14 protein-coding genes are annotated in these 14,375 nt (G+C 70.7%); 6 read left to right on the forward strand and 8 right to left on the reverse strand.

The annotated features are described in order from the left end of the window. Positions 1-31: 31 nt before the first annotated feature. From OHA88_RS18570 to OHA88_RS18600, 7 genes are all read right to left on the reverse strand, one after another. A complete protein-coding gene (locus OHA88_RS18570) occupies positions 32-1,726 on the reverse strand; it encodes an ABC transporter ATP-binding protein (protein WP_328626341.1) in 1,695 nt (564 codons plus the stop codon). Continuing rightward, positions 1,723-2,712 carry an ABC transporter permease gene (locus OHA88_RS18575; protein WP_030969654.1) on the reverse strand — a complete coding sequence of 330 codons (990 nt, stop codon included), beginning with the start codon at positions 2,710-2,712 and terminating at the stop codon, positions 1,723-1,725. Before OHA88_RS18575 ends, OHA88_RS18570 begins: the two co-directional genes overlap by 4 nt. After that, a complete protein-coding gene (locus OHA88_RS18580) occupies positions 2,709-3,692 on the reverse strand; it encodes an ABC transporter permease (protein WP_328626342.1) in 984 nt (327 codons plus the stop codon). Before OHA88_RS18580 ends, OHA88_RS18575 begins: the two co-directional genes overlap by 4 nt. Before the next feature lie 2 nt (positions 3,693-3,694). After that, positions 3,695-5,419 carry an ABC transporter substrate-binding protein gene (locus OHA88_RS18585; protein WP_328626343.1) on the reverse strand — a complete coding sequence of 575 codons (1,725 nt, stop codon included), beginning with the start codon at positions 5,417-5,419 and terminating at the stop codon, positions 3,695-3,697. Positions 5,420-5,644: 225 nt separating this feature from the next. Next, positions 5,645-5,740, reverse strand: coding sequence for an Ms4533A family Cys-rich leader peptide (locus OHA88_RS18590; RefSeq protein WP_313939076.1), 96 nt, complete (start codon positions 5,738-5,740; stop codon positions 5,645-5,647). A gap of 167 nt (positions 5,741-5,907) precedes the next feature. Beyond that, positions 5,908-7,308 (reverse strand): DUF3152 domain-containing protein, encoded by a 1,401-nt coding sequence (locus OHA88_RS18595; protein ID WP_328626344.1) that lies wholly within the window; start codon positions 7,306-7,308, stop codon positions 5,908-5,910. 8 nt (positions 7,309-7,316) lie between these two features. Beyond that, positions 7,317-8,282 (reverse strand): alpha/beta fold hydrolase, encoded by a 966-nt coding sequence (locus OHA88_RS18600; RefSeq protein WP_328626345.1) that lies wholly within the window; start codon positions 8,280-8,282, stop codon positions 7,317-7,319. A gap of 110 nt (positions 8,283-8,392) precedes the next feature. Between OHA88_RS18600 and OHA88_RS18605 the strand changes: the two genes are divergently transcribed. The 4 genes from OHA88_RS18605 (at position 8,393) to OHA88_RS18620 (ending at position 10,270) form a co-directional block, all read left to right on the forward strand. Further along, on the forward strand, positions 8,393-8,608 hold the full coding sequence (locus OHA88_RS18605) for a hypothetical protein (protein ID WP_267002143.1): 216 nt from the start codon (positions 8,393-8,395) through the stop codon (positions 8,606-8,608). A 168-nt stretch (positions 8,609-8,776) separates the two neighbouring features. Next, positions 8,777-9,418 (forward strand): TetR/AcrR family transcriptional regulator, encoded by a 642-nt coding sequence (locus OHA88_RS18610; protein WP_030915445.1) that lies wholly within the window; start codon positions 8,777-8,779, stop codon positions 9,416-9,418. Positions 9,419-9,542: 124 nt separating this feature from the next. Beyond that, positions 9,543-9,770 carry a DUF3107 domain-containing protein gene (locus tag OHA88_RS18615; protein ID WP_030915442.1) on the forward strand — a complete coding sequence of 76 codons (228 nt, stop codon included), beginning with the start codon at positions 9,543-9,545 and terminating at the stop codon, positions 9,768-9,770. A gap of 230 nt (positions 9,771-10,000) precedes the next feature. Beyond that, the gene (locus OHA88_RS18620) at positions 10,001-10,270 is read left to right on the forward strand and encodes a hypothetical protein (protein ID WP_267002147.1); all 270 of its coding nucleotides are present in this window, start codon (positions 10,001-10,003) and stop codon (positions 10,268-10,270) included. A 58-nt stretch (positions 10,271-10,328) separates the two neighbouring features. Here OHA88_RS18620 and OHA88_RS18625 read toward each other — a convergent pair whose 3' ends face one another. Next, positions 10,329-11,063 carry a ferritin-like fold-containing protein gene (locus OHA88_RS18625; RefSeq protein ID WP_030915437.1) on the reverse strand — a complete coding sequence of 245 codons (735 nt, stop codon included), beginning with the start codon at positions 11,061-11,063 and terminating at the stop codon, positions 10,329-10,331. 474 nt (positions 11,064-11,537) lie between these two features. Here OHA88_RS18625 and OHA88_RS18630 point away from each other — a divergent pair, with 474 nt between their 5' ends. Both OHA88_RS18630 and OHA88_RS18635 read left to right on the forward strand, forming a co-directional pair. Next, positions 11,538-13,385, forward strand: a complete 1,848-nt coding sequence (locus OHA88_RS18630; protein WP_328626346.1) for a DEAD/DEAH box helicase — start codon at positions 11,538-11,540, stop codon at positions 13,383-13,385. 140 nt (positions 13,386-13,525) lie between these two features. After that, on the forward strand, positions 13,526-14,374 hold the full coding sequence (locus OHA88_RS18635) for an alpha/beta fold hydrolase (protein ID WP_328626347.1): 849 nt from the start codon (positions 13,526-13,528) through the stop codon (positions 14,372-14,374). Position 14,375: the final 1 nt, after the last annotated feature.

Raw genomic sequence — 14,375 nt, forward strand, 5'->3', positions numbered from 1 at the left:
TCGCGCTATGAGGGTGATCGGTTACGCAGGGTCAGGCTGCGGCCAGCTCCTTGCGGGCTGCGCGGCGCACTGCCGCGAGCGCCGGATCGAGGGCGGGCACGGCGGCCAGCAGCTGCTTGGTGTACGGATCCTGGGGCGCCCCGTACACCTCGTCGACACTCCCCTGCTCGACGATCCGGCCCTGCCGCATCACCGCGACCCGGTCGCTGACCTGCCGCACGACCGCGAGGTCATGGGCGATGAAGACCAGTCCGAGGCCGAGTTCGCGCTGGAGCTCGGCCAGGAGTGCGGTGACCTGTGCCTGGGTGGTGACGTCGAGCGCGGAGACCGGTTCGTCGCAGACGATCAGCTTGGGGTCGGCGGCGAGCGCGCGGGCGATGCCGACGCGCTGGCGCTGGCCGCCGCTGAACTCGTGCGGGTAGCGGTCGTACCGGTCGGGGTCGAGGCCGACGCGTTCCAGCAGTTCCTGGACGCGCGCCCGGACACGGGTGTCGTCGAGTGCGCCCGCCGCGCGCAGCGGATCGGCGACGGATTCACCGATCGAGCGGCGCGGGTTGAGCGAGGCGACGGGGTCCTGGAAGACCATCTGGAGCTCGCGCCGGTGCGGGCGGAGCGCCTTGTCCGACAGCGATCCGATCTCCGTACCCCGGTAGTGGAGCCGGCCCGCGGTCGGGTCGAGGAGGCGTACGAGCATCCGGCCGAGCGTCGTCTTGCCGCTGCCGCTCTCGCCGACGATGCCGAGTGTCTCGCCGGGGTGGACGGTGAGCGATACACCGTCCACGGCGGTCATCCGGCTGCGGCCCCGTCCGAATTCGCGTCGCAGATCGATGGCTTCGAGCAGCGGCTCGCCCACCTGCGCAGCGCGGGACACGGCGGCGTCGAGCCTCGGCTCGCCCGCGTCCGCGACACGACCGGCCGGAACGAGCTCCGGCTCCGGGCGCTTCGCGTCCACCCGCGGTACGGCGGCCAGCAGCTCGCGCGTGTACGGCTGCCGGGGCGCGCCGAGCACCTCGGCGACCGGCCCGCGCTCCACCTCCCGGCCCGACTGCATGACCAGCACCTCGTCGACGCTCTCCGCCGCGACGCCCACATCGTGGGTGACCAGCAGGAGCCCCATGCCGGTCTCCCGGCGCAGGGTGTGCAGCAGGTCCAGGATCTGGGCCTGGACGGTGACGTCCAGCGCGGTCGTCGGCTCGTCGGCGATCAGCAGCTGCGGCTCGCAGGCCAGCGCCATCGCGATCAGCGCACGCTGCCGCATCCCGCCGGAGAACTCGTGCGGCCGGGACCGTGACCGCCGCGCCGCGTCGGGGATCCCGACCCGGTCGAGCACGTCGACGGCCCGCGCCCGCGCCGCCCGCCCGGAGGCGCGTGTGTGGACCCGGTAGACCTCGGCGATCTGGTCACCGACCGCGTAGTACGGGTCCAGCGAGGACAGCGGGTCCTGGAAGACCATCGCGGCCTTCGCCCCGCGCAGCGCCCGCAGCTCCGCGTCGTCCGCCGCCTGTACGTCCACGCCGGCAACCCGGATCGAGCCGCCGACCGTGGCGCCTGTCCCCCGGTGGAGCCCGAGCAGGGCGTACGCCGACGCGCTCTTGCCGGAGCCGGACTCGCCGACGACGCCGAGCGCCGCGCCCTCCTCCAGCGTGAAGGAAAGGCCGTCCACGGCCCGTACGCCATCCGCGCCGTCGAAGGAGATGGTCAGATCGGAGACCTCGACCAGACTCATGCCAGCACCACCCGACGGTCGGCCATCGCCTGCAGGATGTCCGCGACGGCATTGGCAAGGACGACGAAGAAGCCGGTGACGAGCACCAGGCCGACGACGACCGGCAGGTCGACGTTCTTCACGGCGTCGACGAGTTCGCGTCCGACGCCGGGGATGTTGAAGAGCGACTCGGTGAGGACGGCACCGCCGAACATCGAGCCGATGTCCAGTGCGCCGAGCGCGATCACGGGGCCGAGCGCGCCGCGCAGCGCGTGCCGCCCGACGAGCTTCCGCTCGCTCACCCCGTACGCCCGGAAGGTGCGCACATGGTCCTCGGCGAGGGTCTCCAGCATCGATGCCCGGGTCATCCGGGCGTACGGAGCGGCGGATACCAGGGCCAGTGAGACCCAGGGCAGCAGCAGGTTCCAGGCCCACTGTTCCGGGTTCTCGGTGAGCGGTACGTAGTCGGGGAACGGCAGCAGCTGCAGCGCCGAGCAGAAGACGATGATCAGCAGCAGACCGACGACGAAGACGGGCGTGGCCATGCCGGCCAGGGTCAGTCCGGTGAGGAGCCGCTCGGTCGCGCGGCCGCGCCGCCACACCGACAGCAGCCCGGTGCCGACGCCGAGCACGATCCACAGCACGAAGGCGCCGATGGCGAGCGAGGCGGTGGCCGGGAGCTTGGTCAGGATCATCTGGGTGACCTGCTCGTCGTTCTGGTAGGAGCGTCCGAGGCAGGGTGCCTGGCAGTGCAGGATTCCGGTGCCGGTCGAGTAGTCGCGGCCGGCGAAGATCCCCTGGAGGAAGTGCGCGTACTGCAGGTACAGCGGGTCGCCGAGCCGCAGTTGGTCGCTGACCTGTGCCACCTGGGCGGGCGAGCAGCGCGGACCGCAGGCGATCTGGGCGACGTTGCCCGGGGCGACATAGAAGGCGGCGTAGACGACGACGCTGAGGGCGAGGAGCACGAAGAGCGCCCCGCCGATGCGCCGCAGCAGGAACCGGCTCATGCTCCGGCCTCCTTCTTGCGTCCGGTGCCGATCCGCAGCCGGGAGGCGATGCGCGGGTCCAGTGCGTTGCGTACGCCCTCACCGAGGACGGTCAGCGCCAGCACGGTGATGAAGATCAGCAGGGCGGGGATCAGCAGATAGGTGGGCGCCGCCTGGTACCAGGTGTCGGCGTCGCTGAGCATCTGTCCCCAGGACGGCGTGGGCGGTTTGATGCCGACGCCGAGGAAGGACAGCGCCGCTTCGACGACGATGTTGCCGGGGAAGAGCAGCACGGCGTAGGTGATGACGGGTGCGCCGAGCGCGGGCAGCAGCTCGCGCCGGGCGATCCGCCAGCCGCCCCAGCCGCTGAGCCGGGCGGCCGCCACATGGTCGAGCGACTTCAGCGCGAGGGTCTGGGCGCGCACGATCTTGGAGATACCGGACCAGCCGACCAGCCCGACGATCGCGGCGATCAGCACCGGACGCGGGAAGTCGGCAGGGACGACGGCGAGCGCGCCGAGCGCGATCACCATCACGGGCAGGGCGACGACGATGTCGGTGACGCGGCTGAGCGCCTGGTCGACGAAGCGGTTGCCGAGTCCGGCGGCGAGCCCGACGACCACGCCGATGATCACCTGGAGCAGGGTCGCGGCCAGCGCCACGCCGAGCGAGACCCGGGCCCCGTACACGACGCGGGCGAAGAGATCGCGGCCGGTGAGCGGTTCGACGCCGAGCCAGTGGTCGGCACTGATCCCGCCGAACGAGCCCAGCGGTACACCGCCGGTCGCGGAGTCGACGAGGTTCGCGTGGTAGGTGGTGGGGTCCTGGCCCTCGATGCCCGCCAGCAGCGGGGCGGCGAGCGCGACCAGGACCAGGAGGGCGACGATCACGGCCGCCACGGCGGCGGAGCGCCGTGCGCGCAGCCGCCGCCAGAACGAGGAGGCCCCGGAGGCGGGGGCCGGCACGGCCCCCGCCTCCTTGACCAGTAGAGCTTCGGCCATGGTTACTTGACCGCGACCTGCGAGATGTCGAGTACACCGGTCCAGTCGCTGATGACGACGTTCTTGACGGACTCGCCGTACAGGCGCTTGTAGACGGGGTGGAACAGCGGCACGGTCACCGCCTGCTCACCGATCTTCTTGTCGAGTGCGCCCCAGCGCTTCGCGGCCGCGCTCAGGTCGGTCAGCTTGTTGATCTCGTCGATCTCCTTGTTGACGGAGGAGTCGTCGAGCTGGGAGGCGTTGAAGTTGTAGCCGTTCTTGACGATCTGGCGTCCGTCGAAGATCGGTGCGAGGAACGGACCGCCGGACGGCCAGTCGGCGCCCCAGCCGGTGAGGAAGAAGCCGGGCTCGCTCTTCACGTTGTAGATCTTGTCCGAGTACGCGTTGGACTCCAGGCCCTGGAGCTTGACCGTGATCCCGGCCTTCTTCAGCGCCTCCTGGATCGCGGTGGCGATCTCCGGGCTGGTGGCGAAGTTCTTCTCGTTGGAGTGCGTGAGGGTGATGGTCAGGCCCTTGGCGTAACCGGCCTCCTTCAGCAGCTCCTTGGCCTTGGCCGCGTTGCCCGTCCTGCCGGCCGGGAAGGCGTCGTACGCGTTGTAGCCGAAGGACGCCTGCTCCGGCAGGAAGGTGGTGGCGGGCTCGGCGAGCGAGGAGCCACCGGCCGCGTTGACGACCGAGGTGCGGTCGACGGCGTACGAGATCGCCTGGCGCACCTTCGGGTTGTCGAACGGCTTCACCTTCGGGTTGAAGGCGATGTAGTTCGTGTAGCCGAAGTGGCCGGTGCCGACACGGGCGGCGAGCTTCTTGTCGCCGGTGACCTTGGCGAGCTCGGCCGGGCCGAGGTTGGTGTCGGTGGTGACTGCGGCGGCGTCGGCGCCGCGGGAGGCGGAGAGCCGCTGGTTGATGACGGCCGAGTCGAGCCCCGAGCGCACGTCGATCCGGTCCGGGTACGCCTTGCGCTCCTCGTCGGTCGCGGCCGACCAGAACTTGTTGCGCTCCAGGACGAGGCGCTCACCGTCGCCCTCGTTCTTGACGACCTTGTACGGACCCGAGGAGATGGGGTGGTTCTCGTACTTCGTGCCGGTGTCCTTGGCCTTCGGTACGGGGGTCGTCTGGGTCTGCGTCGCCAGGTAGGGGAACTCGCCCTCCGGCTTGTTGAGGTGGAAGACGATCGTCTTCGCGTCGGGCGTCTCGATCGAGGCGAGGCCCTTCTTGTCCTTGTACGGACCCCGGTAGTCTGCGCCGCCGATCAGCCAGTCGCGCAGGTAGGGCGCACCGCCGGAGAGTTCGGCAGCGAAGGAGCGCTCGATGCCGTACTTGATGTCCGCGCTCGTGATCGCGGTGCCGTCCTCGTACTTCAGGCCGTCCTTGAGCGTGTACGTCCAGACGGTGGCGTTCTTGCTGGGCGTGCCCAGGTCGGTCGCCAGGTCGGGGACCACCTTCGCGCCGGCCGCGCCGGCCTCCCGGTTGCGGGTGGTCAGCGTGCGGAAGACCAGGGACGGGACGTTGCCGCCGCCGGAGGTGTAGAGCCGCGCGGGGTCGAAGTCCTCCTGCGCGGCTCTGTTGAGGACGGTGAGGGTGCCGCCCTTGGCGGGCTTGCCCGCTGCGCCGGAGCTGCTGTCGCTGCCCTTGCTGTCCTGGGGCCCGCACGCGGCGGCGCCCGAACCCACGACGAGAACCACGACGGCCGCTGCCACGCGGCGCGATATGACGGACGGTTGACGCATCGGAAGATGACCTCTCGGAGTGCTGCTTGCGGTGAAGAGCGGATGGTGGGTCCGGGCAGGCTGCAGCGAGGGTGGCGGACAACCGGTCGGAAGGTGAAAAGGGGACCGGAGTACCGAAACTGCCGCGCCTGCGGACGTGAGAACGCCGGGGCGCGGCAGTCGGGAAGGGCCGTTCGGGCCGAGACCAGGGCTCGGGGAAAGGGCCGACGCGCGCTCAGGCAGGCGTCAGCAACAGTGAATGTCGGCGACGCTGTGCCCGGTCACGCCGATGAGCGCCAGCACAATGGCGGCGCATTCGGAGGTGACAAGGCTGCGTGACATGCCGAGAAATATGCGGGACCACATCGGCGATGTCAACGCGGAACGAGACGCCGGTCTCAGATACTGGACAGCATTTCGGACGGTCGCCCTCCCGGCCCGGGCGCGGGCCCCACCAGGGGGCGATCAAGGGGCGGCCGGGCAAAGCCGGACCGACGCCCCGCTCCGGCTCAACCGGCCGGGTATACCCAGGGGTTGGGGCGGCACTTGATCCCATCGATGTCCAGGGATTTGGTCTGCTGCTGCATCACCGGGGCCGGTGCACCCGGCGTGCGGCACGTCACATGGTCGTGCCCCAGCCGGTGGCCGACTTCATGGTTGATCAGCATCTGGCGGTAGGCGAAGAGCTTCCCGGGCCCGAACGTCGACGACCCCTGCGCCCAGCGGTAGGCATTGATCATCACGCGCTCGGTCGCCGCGGAATCGCACGAGACATTGTCCTCGGTCGTATCGAGACCTGACTTCTTGCACCAGTCGCCGGTGGTCCCCGGGCTGGCCAGAGTGATCACGAAGTCGGGGTCGCCCGAGGAGATCCGCTCAAAAGTCATGGCGCCGTCGTGCGCCCAACTCCGGTCGTCATTAAGGGTTTTCTGGACGGCCTCGGCAAAAAGCCCGGCATCGAGACCGAGACCTTTCTCGACATCGATCCGATAGCGGTACTTATGTCCCCGGCCCGGAGCTTTCGCCCCGCCCGGGACCACCTCGAAATGCCCGGAGCCCTGGAGGTCCGGGGCGAGCGGATAGCCCTTGGCCATCTTCTGCTCGTACGAAAGGGCCTTGACCGCGGCCGGTGCGGGCGTCAGCCGGTCTTCCGAGCGGGAGGAGATGTCGCGGCCACCGTCCCGGTCCACGCCCGTAGGCGCGGAGGCACCGGCCCGCGCACTGCCGTCATGGGCGACCTGCCCCGCGACGACGACCGCGAGCACGGTGGTCACCGCGGCGGCCGCAATGCCGGTGAAGGTACGGCCCTTGGTGCCCTTGCCGTCCTTGGTGTCCGGAGCGTTGCCCGGCGCCACATCCCTGTCCCCGCCGGGAGGCCGCTCGTCCCACTCGACGACCGAGCCGAACGGATCGGCCGACGGGGCCGGTGGGGCGGACGGGGAACGCGGTGCGGGCGGCGTGAGCGATGCGGGCGGCACGTCGAACGCGTCGACGAACTCCCGTCGCGGCCCCGGTATCAGCGGCCGCTCGCCGACCGCCTGCTGCTGGGACACCGACCGAGGGCGCTGCGGCACCGACGTCCGCCGAACCATCGGCTGCTGCTGGGAGACCGGCCGAGATGCCCCCGGCCGTGGCCCCTGGCCACCGGCATCGGCCCGAGCCGGGACTTGCCAGTCGCCGTACCGCTGCCGCGTTCCGGCTCCCCAGCCACCACCCGGTTCACGCAGTTCGGGATGACCGCCGCGCACCTGCGGGACTCCCTGGAACGGGGTGTGCCCGTCGTCGGCCGCCCTCCTGCGCCGTCCGTTGCCGGGCTCCGGCCGCGGCCCCTCACGACCGCCGCCCGTCTTCGCGGCGGCATCACTCTCGGGTCCCTTGGGTGGAGGGCCCTTTCGGCTATGTCGTCCCACGCCCCGGATCAGCTCCCGCCGCGTTCGTCGAGCAATTCCCGGAACGCCTGGGCGACCGCCTCCGGGTACTCCATCATCGCCACGTGCCCGGCATCGGGCAGTGTCAGCAGCCGCGAATCGCGGAAGGCCGCGGACGCCCTGCGTGCCATCCGGTACGAGACGAGCTGGTCCCGTCCGCCGTACACGAGCTGAGTCGGGGCGAGCACACGCTCGGCCTGGCGCCACAGCCCGTGCTGCCCGCCCAGCGTGTAGGCATCGACAATGCCACGCGCCGAGCGCGTCATCGCGTCCCAGAAGTACGGCAGCTCCAGCCGTCGCTCCATTTCGGCCACCGCATCGCGGAAGCCCTCCTCGGAGACACGTGCCGGATCGCCGTAACAGAGTGCCATGACTCCGCGGGTGCGTTCTTCCGCGGTCCAGTCCCTGCTGAGCCGGGAGAACAGGGATGCGGCACCCGGAACGGCGAGCAGTGCGGTCGGGACGGCAGGCCACTGCACCCGGATCTCGGGCAGTGCGGGCGAGACCAGGGTGAGCGTGCGCACCAGGTCCGGACGGACGGCCGCGACCCGGGTGGCCACTGCACCACCGAGTGAATTGCCGAAGAGATGAACGGGCCCGCGCTCCTCCGCGTCGAGGAGCCGGATCACCGCGCGGGCGTGCCCGGTGACCGAGTAGTTGCCGTCGTCCGGCGGCGGGGAGTCCCCGAAGCCGGGCAGGTCGACCGCCTCGCCGTCCACCACGTCCTGGAGCAACGACATCAGCGCCGACCAGTTCTGCGAGGAGCCGCCGAGTCCGTGCACATAGAGCGCGGGCGGCAGTCCGGACCGCTCCGGCGGGCGGGTGCGGACGTTCAGCGTCAGCCCCGGCAGCGCGACGGAGCGCAGCTTCTCCCCCTCGGCGACCCGGACGGGGCTCACTGTGGGGGCCACCGCGGCAGCAGCGGCGCGGGCTCCCGGCAGCTCGGTCGAAGACATGCGGCAATGTTACGAGACGATCACACCGTGGTTCGTGTGTTCGCCGTCACAGATCGCATAGCGCCGCGAAGGGGGAGCTCCTACGCTCGAAGCTAAGGAAGGGAGTCACCATGACGGTCGACCCCAGTGATCCGGAGACCTTCGAGGACATTCAGCCGGACGAACCGGACCAGGAGACGCCCGAGGCGGATGCCGTCGAGCAGCACGCCGACCTCCAGCAGAAGAGCGACGATCCGCTGACGGACATCGACCGGGCCACCGCAAATGAGGCAGATGCGGCCGACCAGCACCGCGTCGTAGCACAGGACGAGGACGACTACCGCTGATACGTCCCGTTTTGCCGTGTGGTTCGAAGAATCTGTGGCTACCGCAGCGGTCCGGTCCGTGAAATTCTGCGTCCGCGCCGCGCGCACCCGGGTTACTCAAAAGTACGATGGCCGAACGGCGCAGCGCGTACGCAACGGCTGCGTTCGATCACAATTTTGGGAGGCGGCGTGACAGCCATCGAGCAGACAGAGGCGGCGCGCCCGCGGGGCACTCGCCTGCCTCGCCGCGCCCGACGCAACCAGCTGCTGGGCGCCGCGCAGGAGGTCTTCGTCGCGCAGGGCTACCACTCCGCCGCGATGGACGACATCGCGGAGCGGGCCGGTGTCAGCAAGCCGGTGCTCTACCAGCACTTCCCGGGCAAGCTGGAGCTCTATCTGGCACTGCTCGACCAGCACTGCGAGTCGCTGCTGCAGGCGGTCCGTACGGCACTGGCGTCGACGACGGACAACAAGCTGCGCGTCGCCGCGACGATGGACGCCTACTTCGCGTACGTCGAGGACGAGGGCGGCGCCTTCCGACTGGTCTTCGAGTCGGACCTGACGAACGAGCCGGCGGTACGCGAGCGGGTCGACCGGGTCTCGCTGCAGTGCGCGGAGGCGATCTCCGACGTCATCGCGGGTGACACGGGGCTGTCCAAGGACGAGTCGATGCTGCTCGCGGTGGGTCTGGGCGGTGTCTCCCAGGTGGTCGCCCGGTACTGGCTGTCCAGCCAGTCGGCGATCCCGCGCGACACGGCGGTGCAGCTTCTGACCTCGCTGGCCTGGCGCGGCATCGCCGGGTTCCCGCTGCACGGCATCGATCAGCACTGACCGTCCGGCCTTGTTCGCTGCGGGCGTGGCCCGCCGACCCCTGACAGCTCCCCTCACCGGGCTAATGTGTGGTTGGTACGGCGCGGCTCACGCGCAGAGGACTGACCGTCGGAGGGACATAGCCGTGGAGGTCAAGATCGGCGTGCAGCACGCACCCCGGGAGATCGTTCTGGAGAGCGGGCTTTCCGCCGAGGAGGTCGAGAGCGCGGTCGCCGAGGCTCTCACCGGCAAGGCGCAGCTGCTCAGCCTCACGGACGACAAGGGCCGCAAGGTCCTGGTGCCGGCCGACCGGGTCGCCTACGTGGAGATCGGCGAACCGAGCACGCGGCGGGTCGGGTTCGGCGCACTGTAGGAGCACGCTCGACGCAAGGCAGTGAGAAGCGGCCCGGCGGGGATCCCCGCCGGGCCGCTTCGTCGTTTCCCGCTGCTCACGGCCACTGGCGCCTGTGCGACACCTGTGCGAAAAATGTCGCAGGAGGGTTGCGTTCCATGGCCCACGGGTAGGACCGCCTACGACCGATTTGCCCCCACAGCTCCACGAGCAGGGGATATCCCCCTCCGCAACCCGCGAGGTGAACGTCTGTGATCTGGGAATCCCTCGGTTCCGTCGTGCTCGGACTCGCCCTCTCCTGGGCGGCGCTCCGTTCGCTGTCGGGTCGGCTCCCGTCCCGCCGCACCGTCTTTGCCACCGGCGCCCTGGGGGCCCTGTTCGGCGCGTACCTGACGCACTCGGCGCTCGGGCCGGGCCATGTCCTGGCCACCCTGATCGGCGCGGTGCTGATCGGGGCGGTGACGCTCTCCCTGCTGCTCCGTCCGGGCAGCCGCCGCCTGAGCCGATCAGCGGCGGCCTGACCTCGTACGAGGCCGGCCCCGGATCGGCCGGCCGGTCCGGGGCGGGCAGCGGCCGGGGTCAGGCCGCCAGTCCGAGCGCGGCCATCCGCTTGGTGTGCGCCTCGGTGATCCGCGAGAACATCCGCCCGACCTCGGCCAGGTCGAATCCGTCGGCCACCCCGCCGACCAGCATCGTCGACAGCGCGTCGCGGTCGGCGACCACCCGCTGGGCCTGTGAGAGCGCCTCGCCCATCAGCCGGCGGGCCCACAGGGCGAGCCGGCCACCGACGCGCGGGTCGGCCTCGATCGCGGCGCGCACCTTCTCGACGGCGAAGTTGCCGTGGCCCGTGTCGTCGAGCACAGCGAGAACGAGCGAGCGGGTGTCCGAGTCGAGGCGGGCGGCGACCTCGCGGTAGAAGTCACTGGCGATCGAGTCGCCGACATACGCCTTGACCAGGCCTTCGAGCCAGTCCGACGGGGCGGTCTGCCGGTGGAAGTCGTCGAGTGCCTTCGCGAAAGGCTCCATCGCGGCGGTCGGCTCCGTGTCGATCGCCGTCAGCCGGTCCGTCAACCGCTCGAAGTGATGGAATTCGGCGGACGCCATCTTTGCCAGCTCCGCCTTGTCGGCCAGCGTCGGCGCGAGTTTGGCGTCCTCGGCGAGCCGCTCGAAGGCCGCCAGCTCTCCGTATGCGAGCGCCCCCAGCAGATCCACGACCGCGGCGCGGTACTGCGGTTCCGCCGATGCGGTGGCCCAGTCCTGGGCGGCGATTCCGGTGGGTGCGGGGGCTTCAGTGGCGTTGTCAGGCGTCTCCATGAACCGCAGAATAGCCCGCCCGACACGGGGTGGAAGGGCCTGGTCAGCCACCGACATCACACCGTTCCGATGAATTCGCCCAACACACATGCGCGAATCCGGGGTACAGTGATATTGCGCCGAGAGAGCATTTTGTATGTGCCGGTGGCGCGAAATGAATGAGGATGCCCGGTCGGTGGCCCGATCGGCTCCGACCCGACAGCCCTCCACGCGGGGCGTACGACACGTACGACCGCAGATGAGGGGCCCCCTCAGCGGCACGAGCGCTCGAGCGACGGCAGTGGTCCCGCGCCACCCGGCCCATCCACGGCCGGATGACCAACCCCGGCACGGTACGACCCCCAGCGTTCGCCTCGGACCGCGTCTCACAGAAGAGGCAGCACCCTGACTACGTTCCGAGACCTCGGGATTCTTCCCGAGACGGCCGAGGCCCTTGAGGCCGTCGGCATTGTGTCCCCGTTCCCCATCCAGGAGATGACGCTCCCCGTCGCACTCTCCGGCTCCGACGTGATCGGACAGGCCAAGACCGGTACCGGCAAGACGCTCGGTTTCGGTCTTCCGCTGCTGGAGCGCGTCACCGTCCCCGCGGACGTCGAGGCCGGCCGGGCACAGCCCGAGCAGCTGACCGAGGCGCCGCAGGCGCTGGTCGTCGTCCCCACCCGTGAGCTCTGCCAGCAGGTCACCAACGACCTGCTGACGGCCGGCAAGGTGCGTAACGTCCGCGTTCTCGCCATCTACGGCGGCCGTGCGTACGAACCCCAGGTCGAAGCCCTCAAGAAGGGCGTCGATGTGATTGTCGGCACCCCGGGGCGACTGCTCGACCTGGCGGGGCAGCGCAAGCTCGACCTGTCGCACGTGCGCTCGCTCGTTCTCGACGAGGCCGACGAGATGCTCGACCTGGGCTTCCTGCCCGACGTCGAGAAGATCATCACGATGCTTCCGCCCAAGCGCCAGACCATGCTGTTCTCGGCGACCATGCCGGGTGCGGTCATCGGCCTCGCGCGGCGTTACATGTCGCAGCCGACGCACATCCGTGCCACCTCGCCCGACGGTGAGGGCGCGACCGTCGCGAACACCTCGCAGCACGTCTTCCGGGCCCACTCGATGGACAAGCCCGAGATGGTCTCGCGCATCCTGCAGGCCAACGGCCGCGGACTTGCGATGATCTTCTGCCGTACGAAGCGGACGGCCGCCGACATCGCCGAGCAGCTGGAGAAGCGCGGTTTCGCGTCCGGCGCGGTCCATGGCGACCTCGGCCAGGGCGCCCGTGAGCAGGCGCTGCGCGCGTTCCGCAACGGCAAGGTGGACGTGCTCGTCTGCACCGACGTCGCGGCCCGCGGTATCGATGTCGAAGGCGTCACGCACGTCATCAACTACCAGTCGCCGGAGGACGAGAAGACGTACCTCCACCGCATCGGCCGGACCGGCCGTGCCGGTGCCAAGGGCATCGCGGTCACGCTGGTCGACTGGGACGACATCCCGCGCTGGCAGCTGATCAACAAGGCGCTGGACCTGAAGTTCCCCGACCCGGTCGAGACGTACTCCACGTCGCCGCACCTCTTCGAGGAGCTCGACATCCCGGCCGGCACCAAGGGTGTGCTGCCGCGCACCGAGCGGACCCGTGCGGGTCTTCGGGCCGAGGAGATCGAGGACCTGGGTGAGACGGGCGGCCGTGGCCGCAAGTCGTCCGCCGCGTCCTCGGCGCCTGCCGCATCCGAGGAGCGGGCCCCGCGTACGCCGCGTCAGCGTCGTCGTACCCGGGGCGGGTCCACGGTCGCGGACGGCGCCGCCGCCGTGGTGCCGGCGCCGGCCTCCGAGGCCTCGGAGGCCGTGTCGGTTGCTGACGCGCCGGCCGAGCCGCGCACGCCGCGTCGCCGTCGTCGTACCCGTGTCGGGGCCCCGGATGTCGCAGCCGAGGCCGCGGTGGCCGTGGCGCAGGCTCCGGCCGCCGTTGTCGAGGCACCCGTGACGGTCGAGGCGGAGCCGGTGGCCGAGGCCAAGCCGCGTCGTCGCCGGGCCCGCGTCGTCGCCAAGCCGGTGGACGAGGTCGACTTCCAGACCGCGCCGATCGCCGAACCGGTGCCGGAGGTCAAGGCGGTGACCAAGCCGCGTCGTCGCGCCCGGGTCGTCGCCAAGCCGGCGGCGGACGAGGTCGACTTCCAGATCGCGCCGATCGCCGAACCGGTGCCGGAGAGCAAGCCGCGCCGACGGACGCGGGCTGCGGCCAAGCCGAAGGCGGAGACCGTGGTGGAGGCTCCGGTCGCCGAGGGCGAGGCGAAGCCGCGGCGTCGCCGGGCGCGGACGGCTGCCACCGAGAGCTGATCGCACCAGGTCGGTTGATCCGGGGCTCTGCCCCGGACGCTTGAACTGCCGGACGGGCTTGAGGGCAACCTCAAGCCCGTCCGGCGTTTGAGGACACCCGATTCAGCCCGTCCGGCGTTCGAGGACTTAGCCTCTTTCCCATGAGTCGGCCGCACACCTTCACCCCGCCCCCCTGCGCCCGCGTCCACCCGCTGCGCACCGCGCGCGGGGACTTCGCCGTGCTGGAAGCCCTGCCGCCCGCCGAACCGCGCGGCACCGCCCTTCTGTTGCCCGGTTACATGGGCAGCAAGGAGGACTTCATCGCGCTCCTCGAACCGCTCTCCGCCGCCGGGTACCGCATCGTCGCCGTCGATGGGCGCGGACAGTACGAGACCGAGGGGACGGACCGTCAGGAAGAGTATGCCCAGGGCGAGTTGGCTCGTGACGCACTCGCTCAGGCCGCCGCGCTCGACGCCGGCGGTGACGGTGCAGTACACCTGCTCGGGCATTCGCTCGGCGGCCAGATCGCCCGCGCGGCCGTGCTGCTCGACGCCTCGCCGTTCCGTTCGCTGACGCTGATGTCCTCCGGCCCCGCCCAGGTCACCGAGGCCCAGCAGCTCAAGGTGAAGATGCTCGGCGACGCGCTCGCGACGCTGAGCATGGCCGAGGTGTGGGAAGCGATGCGGGCCCTCGACCCGCCGGAGGACGCGGCCACGGACGGCGAGGGCCTGCGCCGGCGCTGGCTGCGGCACCGGGCCGCCCAGCTGATCGCCACCGGCCGGCAGCTGGTGACCGAGCCGGACCGGGTGGCCGAACTCGCCGCCGTGCCGCTGCCCGTCCATGTGCTGTCCGGCGAGCGCGACGACACCTGGCCGGTCCCCCTGCTCGACACGATGGCGCAGCGTCTCGGCGCACACCGCACCCGGATCGCGGGCGCCGAACACTCCCCCAACACGGACCGTCCGGAGCAGACCGCCGCCGCGCTCGTCTCCTTCTGGGACGGCGTGTAGC

The sequence above is a fragment of the Streptomyces sp. NBC_00353 genome (genome assembly GCF_036108815.1).
Lineage (GTDB): Bacteria > Actinomycetota > Actinomycetes > Streptomycetales > Streptomycetaceae > Streptomyces.